15 protein-coding genes and 3 tRNA genes are annotated in these 14,509 nt (G+C 45.8%); 14 read left to right on the top strand and 4 right to left on the bottom strand.

Annotated features, from left to right (window positions below):
• The first annotated feature begins 32 nt into the window (after window positions 1-32).
• From ADS79_RS19235 to ADS79_RS19225, 3 genes are all read left to right on the top strand, one after another.
• Window positions 33-109: transfer RNA gene (locus tag ADS79_RS19235), tRNA-Asp, on the top strand.
• A gap of 191 nt (window positions 110-300) precedes the next feature.
• A tRNA-Thr gene (locus tag ADS79_RS19230) sits at window positions 301-376 on the top strand.
• A gap of 6 nt (window positions 377-382) precedes the next feature.
• Window positions 383-469, top strand: a tRNA-Leu gene (locus tag ADS79_RS19225).
• A 324-nt stretch (window positions 470-793) separates the two neighbouring features.
• On the opposite strand, the gene ADS79_RS19220 is transcribed toward ADS79_RS19225, so the two are convergent.
• Entirely contained in the window at window positions 794-1,144 is a 351-nt protein-coding gene (locus tag ADS79_RS19220) for a winged helix-turn-helix transcriptional regulator (protein WP_049739998.1), read from the bottom strand.
• Window positions 1,145-1,306: 162 nt separating this feature from the next.
• On the opposite strand from ADS79_RS19220, the gene ADS79_RS19215 reads away from it, so the two are divergent.
• The 8 genes from ADS79_RS19215 (at window position 1,307) to ADS79_RS19180 (ending at window position 9,448) form a co-directional block, all read left to right on the top strand.
• Window positions 1,307-2,509 carry an MFS transporter gene (locus tag ADS79_RS19215; protein WP_236700044.1) on the top strand — a complete coding sequence of 401 codons (1,203 nt, stop codon included), beginning with the start codon at window positions 1,307-1,309 and terminating at the stop codon, window positions 2,507-2,509.
• Between the two features lie 428 nt (window positions 2,510-2,937).
• Complete coding sequence (locus ADS79_RS19210; protein ID WP_049739997.1) at window positions 2,938-3,171, top strand: hypothetical protein; 234 nt, start codon at window positions 2,938-2,940, stop codon at window positions 3,169-3,171.
• 268 nt (window positions 3,172-3,439) lie between these two features.
• Window positions 3,440-4,054, top strand: a complete 615-nt coding sequence (locus ADS79_RS19205; RefSeq protein ID WP_049739996.1) for a VanW family protein — start codon at window positions 3,440-3,442, stop codon at window positions 4,052-4,054.
• Window positions 4,055-4,205: 151 nt separating this feature from the next.
• Window positions 4,206-4,727: a hypothetical protein gene (locus ADS79_RS19200; RefSeq protein ID WP_049739995.1), complete on the top strand. Its 522-nt coding sequence runs from the start codon at window positions 4,206-4,208 to the stop codon at window positions 4,725-4,727.
• Window positions 4,728-4,901: 174 nt separating this feature from the next.
• Window positions 4,902-5,528 (top strand): fumarylacetoacetate hydrolase family protein, encoded by a 627-nt coding sequence (locus ADS79_RS19195; RefSeq protein ID WP_049739994.1) that lies wholly within the window; start codon window positions 4,902-4,904, stop codon window positions 5,526-5,528.
• A gap of 287 nt (window positions 5,529-5,815) precedes the next feature.
• The gene (locus ADS79_RS19190) at window positions 5,816-6,721 is read left to right on the top strand and encodes a C40 family peptidase (protein WP_049739993.1); all 906 of its coding nucleotides are present in this window, start codon (window positions 5,816-5,818) and stop codon (window positions 6,719-6,721) included.
• A 225-nt stretch (window positions 6,722-6,946) separates the two neighbouring features.
• The gene (locus ADS79_RS19185; RefSeq protein ID WP_049739992.1) at window positions 6,947-8,527 is read left to right on the top strand and encodes an acetate--CoA ligase; all 1,581 of its coding nucleotides are present in this window, start codon (window positions 6,947-6,949) and stop codon (window positions 8,525-8,527) included.
• Window positions 8,528-8,629: 102 nt separating this feature from the next.
• A complete protein-coding gene (locus ADS79_RS19180; RefSeq protein ID WP_049739991.1) occupies window positions 8,630-9,448 on the top strand; it encodes a transglycosylase domain-containing protein in 819 nt (272 codons plus the stop codon).
• Between the two features lie 69 nt (window positions 9,449-9,517).
• Here the strand turns inward: ADS79_RS19180 and xerS are convergent, their stop codons facing one another.
• Complete coding sequence (xerS, locus tag ADS79_RS19175; protein WP_049739990.1) at window positions 9,518-10,630, bottom strand: tyrosine recombinase XerS; 1,113 nt, start codon at window positions 10,628-10,630, stop codon at window positions 9,518-9,520.
• 92 nt (window positions 10,631-10,722) lie between these two features.
• On the opposite strand from xerS, the gene ADS79_RS19170 reads away from it, so the two are divergent.
• The 3 genes from ADS79_RS19170 to ADS79_RS19160 all read left to right on the top strand — a co-directional run bounded on the left by ADS79_RS19170 (window position 10,723) and on the right by ADS79_RS19160 (window position 13,637).
• Complete coding sequence (locus ADS79_RS19170) at window positions 10,723-11,175, top strand: (2Fe-2S) ferredoxin domain-containing protein (protein WP_328135226.1); 453 nt, start codon at window positions 10,723-10,725, stop codon at window positions 11,173-11,175.
• A 309-nt stretch (window positions 11,176-11,484) separates the two neighbouring features.
• Window positions 11,485-12,678 carry a glycine C-acetyltransferase gene (locus ADS79_RS19165; RefSeq protein WP_049741067.1) on the top strand — a complete coding sequence of 398 codons (1,194 nt, stop codon included), beginning with the start codon at window positions 11,485-11,487 and terminating at the stop codon, window positions 12,676-12,678.
• A complete protein-coding gene (locus ADS79_RS19160) occupies window positions 12,675-13,637 on the top strand; it encodes an L-threonine 3-dehydrogenase (protein ID WP_049739988.1) in 963 nt (320 codons plus the stop codon). Before ADS79_RS19165 ends, ADS79_RS19160 begins: the two co-directional genes overlap by 4 nt.
• Before the next feature lie 86 nt (window positions 13,638-13,723).
• On the opposite strand, the gene ADS79_RS19155 is transcribed toward ADS79_RS19160, so the two are convergent.
• Window positions 13,724-14,020 carry a hypothetical protein gene (locus tag ADS79_RS19155; protein ID WP_049739987.1) on the bottom strand — a complete coding sequence of 99 codons (297 nt, stop codon included), beginning with the start codon at window positions 14,018-14,020 and terminating at the stop codon, window positions 13,724-13,726.
• 141 nt (window positions 14,021-14,161) lie between these two features.
• Window positions 14,162-14,347: a YozQ family protein gene (locus tag ADS79_RS19150; protein WP_084765997.1), complete on the bottom strand. Its 186-nt coding sequence runs from the start codon at window positions 14,345-14,347 to the stop codon at window positions 14,162-14,164.
• Between the last annotated feature and the right edge of the window lie 162 nt (window positions 14,348-14,509).

The following is a 14,509-nucleotide window of genomic DNA, read 5'->3' as shown; positions in this document are numbered from 1 at the left end:
AGAGAAATCAAAACGGAAGACATGAAAACCATGGAGCTGTGGTGAAGTTGGAGTTCACGCCGGTCTGTCACACCGGAGGTCGCGGGTTCGAGTCCCGTCAGCTCCGCCATTTCTAAAGAGGTTTTGGGCCTCTCACCCGTAAACGGGTTCACCCTCGTAGAAATAGCAAGATGAATCGCTCGGGTACTTCAGATCTGGCTTCTCAGAAGAAGAGTTTCGAGGTAGAAGCGCCAGTGGAAGCGAGTCCCGTCAGCTCCGCCATTCTTTAACTAGAATGAGCGAAATAAATATATGAATCGTGCCGGTGTAGCTCAATTGGTAGAGCACCTGACTTGTAATCAGGGGGTTGTGGGTTCAAGTCCTATCGCCGGCACCATTTTTTGCGGTCGTGGCGGAATTGGCAGACGCGCTAGATTCAGGTTCTAGTGGTGGCAACACCGTGGAGGTTCAAGTCCTCTCGACCGCACCACCTTAACAAAGTACAGGCTCTTGAATTTGTCCTTGTGACGATTCAGGAGCTTTTTGCATATGCGGATTTTGCAAGGTATTACTCATTTGACGTCAACGGTGGCGACCATTCTGCCCCAATCGAACATTTGCGGACAACGCCGCAGGTACATCGAACGAGTAATACTGCTGCTCTTGAACAATCGATCCAGAGCGTTTCCTACAGACCGATCATATCCTGTTTGACATCCAGAATAGCTTGAAACAATGAAATATTGAATAAATATAACAGCGCCCTTTCAGACAGGGCGCTGTTTTGTTTGGTATTCTTGGGCTTTCTAACATCTTACTCATATTTATTCAATATCTGATAGTCGCTTTGCTCGAAGGTATCCTCCAAATAAGTTTCTCCCCATTCGCACATCGACGTTAAAATTGGAGCCATCAACATGCCGAGTTTTGTAACGGAATATTCCACTTTAGGCGGGACTTGATTGTATATTTTCCGGCTTACGATTCCGTCTGCTTCAAGCTCTCTTAGCTGCTGAATTAGCATTTTTTGTGTGATGCCCTGGATCATCTGCTTTAATTCGCTTGTTCGCCTGGTCTTTTTGGTTAGATGATACACAATAAGCGGCTTCCATTTGCCTCCAATGATGCTCATCGCAACTTCAAGCGTACAGTAATATGTTTTCACTCCCTGACTCCTCCTTTGTTCGTACAATAATTACTTTTTAGTAACTATATCACTAAAAAGTCTGTACTACTAAAATTAACACCTTTCACTCATAATGACAAATACAAGACAGATGGCTGCAAAGTTAGAGAAAAATTTGAATCATGAAGGATGGAGATGGGGATGGAAAATACAACCGAAATGGCTGGTGTACATCTAAGCGCCAAGCAGAAGTTACTCGTTTTTTCTTTAGTCTTGCTGACATTCGTCACAGGAACAAGTGAATTCGTTATTGTCGGATTATTGTCCCGAATTGCATCCAGTCTGGAAGTTACCATTTCATCAGCAGGAGCGTTAGTATCCGGCTTTGCCTTTGCAGTGGCCGTCGGCACGCCGATTGTGGTCGTTCTGGTCAGCCGCTATCCAGCTTATCCGCTCATGCTGGGATGTATGTCCATTTTTATAGCGGGAAATATAACCAGCGCACTTTCTTCCTCTTACTTTTGGCTACTAGGGGCAAGAGTTGTTACTGCAGTCGTATGCGGGTTAATGCAGACAATTGCCATGACGGTTGCGAGCGAGGCCATACCCGCTTCGAAAAGAGGCTTGGTTGTGTCGCTCGTCTTTTCAGGGTTTACAATTGCAAGTATATTAGGTGTGCCGCTAGGAACCTGGATCGGGCAAACAGGCGGCTGGAACATGGCGTTCTGGTTCACAGCCGGTTTGGGATTTATTTCATTTGCGATGCTTTCGCTTACCGTTCCGAGAAACCTAAAGGGGACCCCAAGCTCATTAAAAAATCAATTCGGTTTACTGGCTCATGCCCGGATGATCACAGCATTCTTCGCCCCAGCACTAAGCCTTGCCGCCACTTATGCGGTGTACACATACATCACGCCTATATTGGAACGTGAGCTACTTATTCCAGCAAGATATACAAGTCTTATTTTGCTGCTTTTTGGGGCTGCCTCGATCATTAGCACATTGCTAGCTGGAAAAATTGCTGCTCATGATGGTTTGAGAAAATTACGTTTTATTTTTCTTTTGCAAGCCATCGTTCTTGTTTCACTCTATTTTACGTTGCATTCTACCGTGCTCGGATTGATAACGATCTTCTTGATCGGACTTGCCATTTACTTGTTCAATGTCACATTTCAACTGTACTTGATTGATTTGGCTGGGGAATACTCACCTTCCGCTAAAGTGTTCGCCGCTTCTTTGTTTCCGGTGTCCGTCAATTTTGGCATTGCGGTGGGAGCGGCAATTGGCGGACTGATAGCGACCAATTTCGGTTTACCCTACACGGGGTGGATGGGCGGGTTACTGGCATTAGCAGCGGCCTTCCTTACCTTTATAAGCGTTCAGATGCAAAAAAAGAAATCATAGTTGCCGGACAGCGGTTGTATGGTGCTGCTCAATGGTGAGAAGTTCCTTGAAGCATTAGACACTTGATTGATTCCGCTTGCTTCCCAATCGCGTGCGTGTTTCCGGTTCTAGTGGTGGAAACACCGTAGAGGTTCAAGTCCTCTCGACAGCACGATCTCTTCAAACACAGGTCTCTGAACGCATTTTTTATGCGGATCAGGGCCTTTTTGTTTGTCGCTAGGTTTAAAGGCTCCACTCATCACCTGAGCTTAGGAAAAAACGAATCAGGAAATTGCGTGACGAAATATCTGTGTTCCACCGTGAATAGGGAAACTTATTTTCGAGATTGGTTATTTAATACCTGCACATTGATGCAATTTGAAGCATTTGTGTATAATTGGAAGCCTCCGACCAGCAACTAATAGGGCATGTATGGTTTGGTCTAAAGGATGTACACCACGATCAGGGCGAAAGAGCAAGCCGTCTGCTGCAGTGCGGAAGAGTTCGCCACAGCGAATGCGGCATCGGTTGAGGTCGAGAAGCTGCAGGTGTGGAAGTCGATGCCGGCTGTCCAGCAAGATCATTTGTTCAAAGTGTCGGCCAGGCATTGGATGATGTCTGGATCAATCGCCGAAGGTAAAGTCATCGATGATGTAGTGGCTGCTGTTACCGGCAAAAAGTAGCAGGTTAGGGGTCATTGACGACGAAGAATGAAAGTTGACCGAATAGGAAGGACCAAGCTACAGTCATGGTTCTTTCTTTTTTGTAGGTCTCTCGTCATGAAGTATGGCATGAACAAAAAACCAACATTTGCAGGTTGCTATGACTTTTAATCATACGTAACATAAATGAAGAGAAAGTGAAATTGCACTCATTTTTAAGTACTCGAATCCGTTTTCCATAAAGATTTCACCTAAGTAACTGATATCGAAAAAGCGAGGGAGATTATCCATGAAGAACTTCAGGTCAATAGCGGTTGGCACCGTTGCGACAGCCTTGCTATTTTCTTTGGCTTCATCCGTCATACCTGTAACGGCATTTGCCAAAAGCAGCTCTGAGCTTACCCCGATGGAGCTGAGGGAAAAGTATGTAAGCAAAATGGAGATTAGTGACAAGGATGTCCTGGGTTTTTATCATACGACAATGGATACGAGCTCAGAGGCACGTCGATACAATATTGAGAAAGCAATGAGGAAAATCAATAACGAAATAATCGAGCCGAACGCAGTCTTTTCCTATAATAAAGAAGTCGGGAATGCAAATCTTGAGGAAGATGGCTGGCAAAAAGCAGGTGTGATCTTGAATGGCCAGCTCACTGATGATTATGGCGGCGGAATTTGCCAAGTATCCAGTACGTTGTATAATGCAACAGAAGAGGCACAAATGACGATCGTCGAGCGACATCATCACAGCAAGTCGGTTGGCTATGTACCAGCTGGTCAAGACGCAACAGTGGCCTTTGGATATTTAGACTTCCAGTTTTCTAACCCTTATGATTTTCCGGTAAAGCTCAAAGCCAAAACCTATGATGAAAAGCATGTTGTGATAGCAATCATACGCGCATAATACAAGAACAAGATGAATAGCAGGGTGCGCCGAAAAGGGGTGGCCCTGTTTTTTTTGTTCGAAATAATTTCCAGAAAATGGGCGAAAAAGTTTTGGCGAATGGTTTTTAGTCAAGCATTTCTGACCATACTTTGGAGAGGGAGGTGCCGAGATGTATATAAAGGTGACAGGAGACAGCGAGGATCAAAAGGTTCTTGTATTGGGAGAGCCACTGATTCGTCAAAAACAGGACGGCTATCATCTTTTGCCAGGCAGACTGGTACGTGCATTGAAGCCTGATGATCTGCCGATTGGGATTCGATTTAAACTCGCTGGTGCACTTCCCTCTGGGTACGGTTTTTATCGTGAAGACACCGTCATTTTTCGCAGATTAAATGAATCATCAGCTTTATGGATTGATGTGACTTCTGCTTATCTCGTCTCGGAGTGGGATGGATTATTTCCATTGGAGGCGACGGTACTCGCGCGGAAAACAACCCTTGAGCAATTGGAACGATTTTGCTCTGTCAGGTGTGAAACAGGGGAGCAGCTCATGAAAATTCGTTACGAGTTTTCCTGGTGCACACAGGAGGAGCTAGATTTGGAGAGGGCATTGGAGCAAATTTGCGACACCGTTTTTGAGGTAGAAGCGAAAGGGAATGCACGTCTTTGGCCTGGACATGGTCATTTTTAAAAACGGGGAGGAAGAGCTGCTTGCTAAAAAGCAGCTTTTTTGTTTGGTCTCTTTCTAGGATGTAGATCCTGGACGCTGCTTCCGAAGACCTGGGCTCGTGAATCTTTTATTAGATTCGGGACATGGCCATGATATAGTAAAAAGGAGTGAAAAGCTGCCAAAGGAGAGGACACAATGGAACGGATTCGAAATATTTATTGTGTAGGACGCAATTATCGCCTTCATGCTGCAGAACTAGGCAACGATGTACCAACGAGACCGATGATTTTTGATAAGCCAACCCATGCACTGGCAGAGGCCGTTGGCAATGAGATTGAACTGCCAGGTACTCGTGGTGAGCTGCATTATGAGGCAGAGCTCGTTTTACATATTGCCAGACCATATGAAGCTGGTGTCACATTAGAGCAAATGGTGGACAAAATTGCGCTGGGCATTGATTTTACACTGCGAGATGTCCAGAGTGAGCTGAAGAAAGCTGGTCATCCATGGCTTTTGGCAAAAGGATTTAAAAACTCAGCGATATTGACTTCCTTCCATGCATTCCCAGGAGTGGATGCCTTGCAAAATACCGAGTTTTCCTTGTTGAAAAATGGTGAGCAGGTACAATGTGGGAAAATTAACGACGTTATTTTTGATTTGATGACGATCATTACCTATATTTCGGATCATTTTGGCCTAGATCAAGGGGACATCATTTATACCGGTACACCAGCAGGGGTAGGACCAATTGCAGATGGTGATGTCATGACGCTCGTATGGGGCGAGGAAAATTGGGGTCAGTTTACAGCGAAAATGAAGTAAAGCGTGGACCTATTATATGGAACGAAAGAACCATCTTCTGACATGTTCTTGCAGAAGATGGTTCTTTTTTAGCAAAGTTGTTTAAGAGAGCGGGTTTCTCAACCTATCTGGTTCTATGGTACTAAAAGGCAGTGGCCGCATAGTTTACACCTTGTTTTCAGACTAGTCCGATGCTACCAAATCCGTGATTGGTAAATTTTACGGTCTTATCCTCCTGTTTCCTCCTGAGGTAATCTGTCCTTGTACCCGAGAACGGGTTCCACAACATGGCAAGGAGGAAAAGAAAAGTGACGAAACGAGATTGGGTAATGAAGTCAACAGTAGCAGTCATCCTGAGTACGTCCCTGTTAATGGGTGGTCAAGTTGGACAAGCGGCCGCTAAGACGCAAGATTCACAACAGTCAAAAATCGTGAATATTGCGACCTCATTGATTGGTAAAGATTACGAGTACAAAGCAAAAGGACCAAAACAGTTTGGTTCCGCAGAACTGGCAACTTATACGTACAAACAGGTAGGTATCTCCATCGGAAGCACCATCTCCAGCTTGTCCAAGGAAGGGAAGAAAGTCTCTCAAAGCAAAGTAGAACCAGGGGATTTGGTATTCTTCTCATCCAGTGGCAGCAGCACCCCAAGCTTCATGGGTATCTACATAGGCAAAGATCAATTCGTGTATTCTTCGCAAGGGGAAGACGAGGTAGTGGTGAAAACCTATTCCGACTATAGCAAAAAATTCGTCACAGCACGCCGAATCCTGGATGGATCTGGCTCCTCTGACAATTCTTCCAATACACCGGACAAGCCAGCGAGTGATGTTGCCAGCAAGGTCATTAAAAATGGGGAGAAGTATCTGGGGACGAAATACAAATTTGGTTCCAGCAGCAGCACAACAAAAACATTTGACTGCTCATCCTTTACACAACGCGTCTTTAAGGAAGCAGGCATTACATTGCCACGCGATTCCCGTCAACAATCGACTGTGGGCAAATCAGTATCCAAAAAAGATCTGCAAAAAGGTGATCTGATCTTCATGAAGGCTTCCGCCAACAGCTCTTCAGACCGGATTACACACGTAGCTATTTATGCAGGAAACGGTAAAATTTTACATACCTACGGCAGTCCTGGTGTAACGTACTCCAAGTTCGATGGCACGAACTGGGAGAAACGTGTAGTGAAAATCAAGCGAGTCATCTAACCTGCTTCCATAAGATACGCGATGATCGGGCTCTCGTGCTTTTGCATGAGAGTCTTTGATATGTAAGACGCAAGTGCAGCACAATAGTTACGCGTCTCTCCGTTGCCAATTATTTCTTTGCCAGGCGAATAAAAGCTGGTCACACGATAGACAGAATAGAGGAAAAATAGGTAAAACGTCGAATATTATTTTTCTGTATATCTGAAAAAACTGGAGGTGTGTCATTTGCAACTGAACATGCCAGCATTTTATAACTTCGCTGCACAAGTAGATGAATGGGCAAAGAAAAATCCAGAAAGACGCGCAGTCTGGGAGTTGGACGAGCAAGGTCAAGAGCATGTATTGACCTACGAGGAGCTGCGTCGCTATTCCAATCGGATAGCCAATGGACTTGCTTCTGTCGGGATCGAGCGCGGCGACAAGGTTTTGGTTCTTGTGACCCGGGGAACGCTTGCATATGGTCTGTATTTGGCATTGTTAAAGCTGGGTGCTGTCATTTTGCCAGGATCAGAAATGCTGCGCTACAAAGATATCGAATACCGTGTCAACCATGCCAAAGTGAAGGCAGTCATCGGATTTGACGGTGTTCTGGATGAAGTTGAGCCAACCCGTGGACAGTGCCCTTCGCTGAGTCACTATATGACGGTAGGAGATGCCAAAGAGGGCTGGATTTCTCTCGGTAGTTTGATCGAGGAGCAAAACGATGAATTCGAAGTAGCAAACACGAGTTCTGACGAGCTTGCATTCCTTTCCTATACATCTGGAACAACAGGCGGGCCAAAAGGAGTCATGCATGTACACGGCTGGCCAATTGCCCATCTGGCTGTCGCAGCTACACAATGGCTGGATGTGCGTGAAGGTGATGTGGTTTGGGCGACAGCAGGACCAGGCTGGGCAAAATGGATTTGGAGCCCTTTCGTCTCCACACTGGGTATGGGTGCCACCGCTTTTGTATATAAAGGCAGATTCAGCGCGGATAATTATTTGACTATTTTGCAAAATCATCCGATTTCCGTCCTGTGTGCGACACCAACAGAGTATCGCCTGATGGCAAAAGTGTCTGATTTAGATCAATACAAGCTAAATGCACTGCGCTCGGCTACATCTGCAGGGGAGCCGCTCAACCGGGAAGTGATCGACACGTTCCGCCGTGAGTTTAATTTGACAGTACGTGATGGCTACGGCCAAACAGAAAGCACACTTTTGGTTGGGACTTTTGTCGGGATGGAGCCGAAACCGGGATCGATGGGAAAACCCTCGCCAGTGGTACGAACCGCTATCATTGACGAAGAGGGCGAAGAAGTGCCGATCGGCAAAGTAGGGGATATTGCGATCGATCGGAAGATGGTCGCTCTGTTTAAAGGTTATCTGGATGATCCGGCACGTACAGCCAAAGCCTACCGTGGTGACTGGTTTGTTACCGGTGATCAGGGACGGATGGATGAGGACGGTTACATCTGGTTCGAAGGACGCTCCGACGATATTATCATTTCAGGCGGTTATACAATCGGGCCGTTTGAGGTAGAGGATGCCCTAGTGAAGCACCCTTCCGTGGCAGAATGTGCGGCAGTAGCCAGTCCTGACCCAGAGCGCGGAAATGTGGTAAAAGCGTTTGTCATCTTGAAAAAAGGCAATGCACCATCAGATGAGCTGGTAACCGAATTGCAGGATCATGTGAAACGCTTGACGGCTCCCTATAAATACCCTCGTAAAATCGAGTTTGTTTCGGAGCTGCCCAAGACGACTTCGGGTAAAATCAGACGTATTGAATTGCGGCAGCAGGAAGCGGGACATTATCAATCGTAAAAAGAATTACGGAATTGTAAGGTTACTGTAATTTGATTCGATGGGACCAAACACGCTTACCCCCTACAATAAGAGTAGAAGCAAGACAAAGGGGATGAGCGCATGAACCACCTTTCCATACCCGTTGTTGGAGATGCGCAAACATATATTGCGGCAAACGAGAATGAACGGGCACAAAAACAGGGCTCGGTTTGGAAAAAACGAATTGGAATTACACTACTGACGTTACTTGTCTGCGCCATGCTAGCACCGATACTGCTGGGCTGGGCAGGAAATATATGGATTGATGAAAAGAAGCTGGCTGCGCTCCATGACACAAAAGCGGCAGTGTACGTCAAGCTGGATGAAATGCCTGATTACATGTGGAAAGCTTTTGTCGCCATTGAAGACCATCGATTTATGCAGCACGGCGGGGTAGACCCGGTGGCTTTGGCACGTGCGCTCTGGATTGATGTAAGTGAGGGTGGCTATGTGCAGGGGGGCAGTACGATTACGATGCAGTTAGCCCGCAATCTCTTTTTGACCCAGGATAAAACGATGCTGCGAAAAGTAAAGGAAATGGCGATTGCCATGCAATTGGAGCAGCGATACAGTAAAAAAGAGCTGCTGGAAATGTATTTGAACGTCATCTACTTTGGGCATGGAAAATACGGGATTGAGGAAGCGAGCGCCTTTTACTTCAACAAGTCGGCAAAAGATAGCGGCAATGGCGCCGTCACCTTAGGAGAGGCAGCTATTCTTGCTTCCTTGCCGAAAGCACCAGAGAATTATTCGCCTGTCAAGCATTGGCAAAATGCGAAGCAGCGGCAATCGATCGTACTGAACCGAATGGCGCAGCTTGACGTCATTAATCAGGCGCAAAAGCAGCAAGCTCTGGCAGAAGCGATCAAGGTCAGTAAACCTGTTAAACCTGCCTCTTAACCGAAAAAATGACTATCCGTACCCTGCATGAGGTCGGATGGTCATTTTTTATGTTTTTATCATTGATACTCAGGTCGTTCGGTTGACTGCCTTCCCTAAAGCATCCTCGAGGACATGCGCATACTGCATGGTCGTCTCGATTTTGGAGTGTCCCAACTGGGCCTGCAGCTGATGCGGATCAGGGTTCAAGCGTAAAAACTGAGTTGCAAAGCTGTGTCTGAGCTTATGTACGGACAAGTCTGGGATGCCAAATGCCTTGGCGTACTTCTTCACGAGCTTTTGAACGGAACGAACCTCGATCCGGTGTCCATTCGGATTGGTGGGAGAGACGGCGAGAAAGACGGCATCTTCCTGGGATGAAGGCAAATATTTGTCTCGTTGCTGTAAATAGCGTCCCAAATATTCTTTTCCCCAATCGCTGAAAAACGGAGCGTCTTCTTTTTTTCCCTTTCGCACCATTTTCAATTGATTCTTTTCCATTACAATATCAGACAGGTCCAGGCTCACGATTTCAGAGACACGAAAGCCTCCAGAGAGGATCAGAGCGATAATCGCGGTATCACGATCGCGGTTCTGCAGATGAAACTGCTGTTTCTTTACCGTATGACAATGACTGAGATAACCGTTATAGACAAAATCGACAAACTGATAAATTTCATCGTCAATGAGGATTTTGGCACGAATCGCGTTCGCACGGGCGAGAGGTGTGAGCTCGACCATTTCTATTTCTATTTTCGCTAAGACATTGCGAGTCAAATAGGATTCGCCATTCTCATCCTCGGCCAAGGCAGCTAAATAATGAAACAGTGATTTCAGGCTGGAGATCTTGCGGCTAATGGTCCGATCACTGTATTCCTTTTTTGCGCTGCGGGTAGGGTTGGTTAAAAGGGCTGCTCGCTCGTACAGATGAGATTCCTGCAAATACAAAATATAGCTTTCCACCGTTTCCTTCTTGAGATCATTCAGATCCTGTAAAGGAATATCCTTCATCTCGGAAGCAGGGGTCAAGCCTTCCGTCATCATCCAGCGGAAGAAAAAAGTGATATCACGCAAGTAGCCGAGCAGCGTAGAAGGGGAATTTTTCTTCGTTTTTTTATGCTCGATAAATTTCTCTACATACCAGGGAAAGGAGCCCATGAGTTCAAGTAGCTGCAAGGCATCGCGTTGCTTGGTTACGGACATGCTCTCACCACCATTCATCGTCATTGTGTACGAACATATATTCTACCAAAAACAAAACGTTCTGGGAATTGCTAATTGCGCTATTTACAGGCATGATGAGAAGAGATATAGTAAAACGATGGATAAACGTAATCATTACGTTTTATTCTGCGGAGGAGGGAAGGCAAATGGCAACTTGGAATTTATCGCAAACTGTGCACCATGTATTGATTTGTAACGGGGGCAGCTGTATGCGAAAAGGGGGAGAGGAAGTCACCGTAGCTCTCCGGGAATCGATTACGCGAGCTGGATTGGATGATGTCGTACATACAACCCGAACACGCTGTAACGGACGATGTGAGGATGCCTGTGTCGTCATTGTATACCCAGAAGGAATCTGGTACGAAAACGTGACGCCAGATCATGCGGAGCAATTGGTGGAGCAGCATCTGCGCAAAGGTGAGCCAGTCGAGTCATTGCTGACGCATCGCTTTAAGCCAGATGGGTTTGAACGAACCGCAACAGCGAGAACCGGAATCTTAAAATCTGAAAAAGCGAAGAAATAGTACAAAACCACATTCCACTTCTAAGCAGTGGGAGAGTGGTTTTTTGTTTTTTGCCAGTAAGTCTAAGATTACTCCAACAGGAGAACTTATGGAGAGGGACAAAAATTTCTCATGAAAGCGCGATCATTTATGTCTTTGTCATATGGACACATAAAGAAAAAGGTGGTAATCTATTCTTAAATAATATTGATTTAGAGCGTTTTTAATAAAAATAGAGCGTCCGTACGGTGTGTACATTTGTTTTTGTGGAAATTACGAAAACGAATTGCAGGTGTGCAGCCTATGGTCGAAATGCTGGAGGGATTCTCGTTGGCGAGCAAAACATTGGAGCATTTCTTACATGAAAATTTGACTGATCTAAAAAGCAAAGGCCTGTACAATGTCATCGATCCACTGCAAAGTGCAAATGGCCCGGTCATCACGATCTCAGGAAAAAAACTGATCAATCTATCCTCCAATAACTACCTCGGTTTGGCAACAGATCAACGTCTGATAGAAGCCGCTGTTGCTGCCGCTCAAAAATACGGGGTAGGAGCAGGTGCAGTTCGGACGATTAATGGTACGCTAGAGCTTCATACGAAGCTGGAAGAAAAGCTTGCAGCCTTTAAACATACAGAAGCTGCTATCGCGTATCAATCCGGCTTTAACTGCAATATGGCTGCAATATCTGCGGTCATGGATAAAGATGATGCGATCTTGTCAGACGAGTTGAACCATGCTTCGATCATTGATGGCTGCCGACTTTCCCGTGCACAAATTATTCGCGTGAATCACTCCGATATCGATGACCTGCGTGCGAAAGCAAAAGAAGCAAAAGAGTCTGGTAAATATAAGAAGCTGATGGTTATCACCGATGGTGTATTTTCTATGGATGGCGACGTTGCCAAGTTGCCGGAAATTGTAGAGGTTGCCGAAGAATTCGACCTGATTACGTACGTTGATGATGCACATGGCTCTGGTGTTCTCGGTAAAGGCGCTGGTACCGTGAAGCATTTTGGCTTGTCCGATAAAATCGACTTCCAGATCGGAACGCTTTCCAAAGCGATTGGCGTAGTAGGTGGGTATGTAGCAGGTCGTCAGGAGCTGATCGACTGGCTCAAAGTGCGCAGCAGACCATTCTTGTTCTCGACGGCACTGACTCCTGCAGATGTGGCTGCATCGATTGCCGCAATTGATATTTTGCAAGCGAGCACAGAGCTTCATGACAAGCTATGGGAAAACGGAAATTATTTGAAAAAAGGCTTGAAAGAGCTTGGCTTTAATATTGGGCACAGCGAGACTCCAATTACTCCATGCATCATCGGTGATGAGCAACAGACTCAAGAATTTAGTAAGCGACTGTACGAAGAAGGCGTCTACGCCAAGGCGATCGTGTTCCCAACCGTTGCAAAAGGTACAGGTCGTGTACGGAACATGCCAACGGCTGCACATACAAAAGAAATGTTGGATCAAGCCCTGAGCATCTATGAAAAAGTAGGCAAAGAAATGGGGATTCTCAAATGAAAAAGATACTGGTAACCGGGGCGTTGGGGCAAATTGGGTCCGAGCTCATTACGAAGCTGCGTGATGTGTACGGTGCCGATCAGGTTGTTGCAACCGATATTCGCAAAAAAGAAGACGATCCAGTCGTGGAGGCAGGACCGTTTGAAATTTTGGATGTAACGGATGGCCAGCGGTTGTTTGAGCTTGCCAAAACTCATCAGGTTGATACGATCATGCATTTGGCAGCCTTGTTGTCTGCAACTGCGGAAGCAAAGCCATTACTCGCATGGAACCTGAACATGGGCGGATTGGTCAATGCTCTGGAAGCTGCACGCGAACTGAACTGCCAGTTCTTCACACCTAGCTCCATCGGCGCATTTGGTCCTTCTACACCAAAAGACAACACGCCACAAGATACGATTCAGCGTCCAACGACGATGTATGGTGTAAATAAAGTATCAGGTGAACTATTGTGCGATTACTACCACCAGAAATTTGGGGTAGATACCCGTGGTGTACGTTTCCCTGGTCTCATTTCTTACGTAGCACCTCCAGGCGGAGGAACGACAGACTATGCCGTAGATATTTACTATAAAGCTATCCAGGACGGTGCTTACACCTCTTATATTGGCAAAGGCACCTATATGGACATGATGTATATGCCTGATGCGCTCAATGCGATCGTAGGGCTGATGGAAGCAGATGCATCCAAGCTCATTCACCGCAATGCGTTCAACGTAACTGCGATGAGCATCGAGCCAGAGGATGTTGCGACAGCGATTCGCAAGCATATTCCTGATTTTAAGCTTTCCTATCAGGTGGATCCGGTTCGTCAGGCGATTGCGGACAGCTGGCCAAATTCGATCGATGCGACAGCGGCTATGCAAGAATGGGGCTTTAAAGCAGAGTTCGATTTGGATAAAATGACCGAGGACATGCTGGCAAAATTGCGGGGAAAGCTGCTGCAAAAGGTTGGATAAATAAATAACGTAACGGTTCGGCTGCCACTTGCTGCTATCATGCAAAAGTGGCGGTTTTTTGTTTGCGTAATGATCAACAGGCGACCTTATGTCAATTTTTCCCATTCATAGGTATTTTTCAACTGCTCCATCTCGTGCAAAAATTCGGCCTGAGTTTCCTGCTGTGCAAGAAGCTGTTGGACGTAATCCTTATCGATCAAGAGACTGGCAACGTGATGATTATGGTGCAGAAGATACTGATGTTTCTCGTCCAGCTGCCACTTGAGGAACCACTTTTGTGTCTGAAGCAAACGAATATTTCGCTGGAATTCATCTTCTGTTACCCAAGGAGAGATGAATTCACAAGAAAAAAGATTGTCTACCAATCGAGAAAAATAACCCATGTGGCACCTCCATAAGAAGAACTCTTTAGAAGATACGAAAAAAGCGGGGGAATGGTTTCGAAAAAAAAAGCCTTCTTGCTCAGGCAAGATGCTTTTTGGTCAGATCAGCCATTTTCAAGTAGGGAGGATTTCGTCGTCCTGTTACTCTTCCTCTGGGTCGAGGCTTTCGTCGCTCGTGCCTTGCATAAAGGTATCGCTGACTTGTTCATGCGTCGAAGCCAATCCTTTTTCCATCTGGGAAGAACTCTTTTCAAAAGAGGAGTCGTACATTTTATCAGCGACTTCTTGGGAAGCCTCACGCAAAGTCTGATCGTTACTGTTTTTCATGATGTTCTTCCTTTCGAACTTGAATATCTGTAATTTGCTCAAATATGGAAGAAATAAAACGTGTTTTTTTGTTTGGAAATTTTTTCTGCAAATAAGCAAAAAATGATTGTGACGCCAACCGGTACGATAATTTCCGGCTAGCAATCACAATCATCCATAGAT

Origin of the sequence: Brevibacillus reuszeri, from assembly GCF_001187725.1 — a bacterium.
In the GTDB taxonomy this organism is placed as follows: domain Bacteria; phylum Bacillota; class Bacilli; order Brevibacillales; family Brevibacillaceae; genus Brevibacillus; species Brevibacillus reuszeri.
Note: the sequence above shows the minus strand (reverse complement) of the source record. Positions and strands in the feature narration are given on the sequence as shown.